Below are 807 nucleotides of genomic sequence, written 5' to 3'. Positions count from 1 at the left end.
ACCGAATAGTGCATCGGAAACCGTGATCCAGCATGTGGTGGCGCAGTACTTGCACCATGGGGCACCGACGAGAACCACGGCCCAAATCCGCACAGATTTGGAGCCGAAGCTTCAGTCGTTTCTTCGGGAATTGCGTGTGACCGTCTACGCTGATGCTGGACGTATCCGCGTCGAAGTCACGGGCCGTAGTATCGATAGCGATCAGTATATCGATGTGGGGGTCGAGCACCGCAGGGGAAGCGGACGTACATTCGGTGTCGAGCGCGTTGAGCTGCAACTGCTTTCTGCGTTCAGAATCGCGAGCGGCGCACTCTCCGACTCGGAGGCGCTAGAAGCAGAATTGCATCGAGCGATTCGCAGCACTGGGATACGCCGTTATACGCTGGAGCTGGAGAACCCGACTGAGGTTGGAGTACGCACCTTCTACGAGGCGCGAATCACGTTGCACGTGGACCTTGAACTCGGTATCGACGAGCCGGCATCCCTGCGACTAACTCCGTTTCCCGAGGACTTGGAGCGTCCGACGCCACAACAGATCATTGACGCACAGCGCGAGATCGCGATCGATGAGCCGTGTAGTCCAACGATAGTGATAGAGCGCGGTGAGCGTGTAGATTCCAGCATCATTGCCAAATTGGGCAAACCGCGAAATTCCGATCAGGAAGAGCGCATCTTGTCCAAAACGGACACAGAGTTGAAGGAACTTGCAAACTTTCAACGAATGATCGAGGGTTTGAACTACACGCCTACGTTTGGGGCCGCCGAAGTCGAAAAATGCCTTAGCAATTTCCGTGACCACCTGAAGAA

1 protein-coding gene is annotated in these 807 nt (G+C 55.5%); it reads left to right on the top strand.

The genetic code is table 11. The annotated features are described in order from the left end of the window. Nucleotides 1-807, top strand: an 807-nt coding sequence (locus AC1RO3_RS08060) for a hypothetical protein (RefSeq protein ID WP_481763939.1), incomplete at both ends; no start/stop codon positions are given.

Source organism: Dellaglioa sp. CoH-57-MRSF-19, assembly GCF_056781975.1.
The sequence above is the reverse complement of the archived record's forward strand: the minus strand, read 5'-3'. Positions and strand labels throughout refer to the sequence as shown.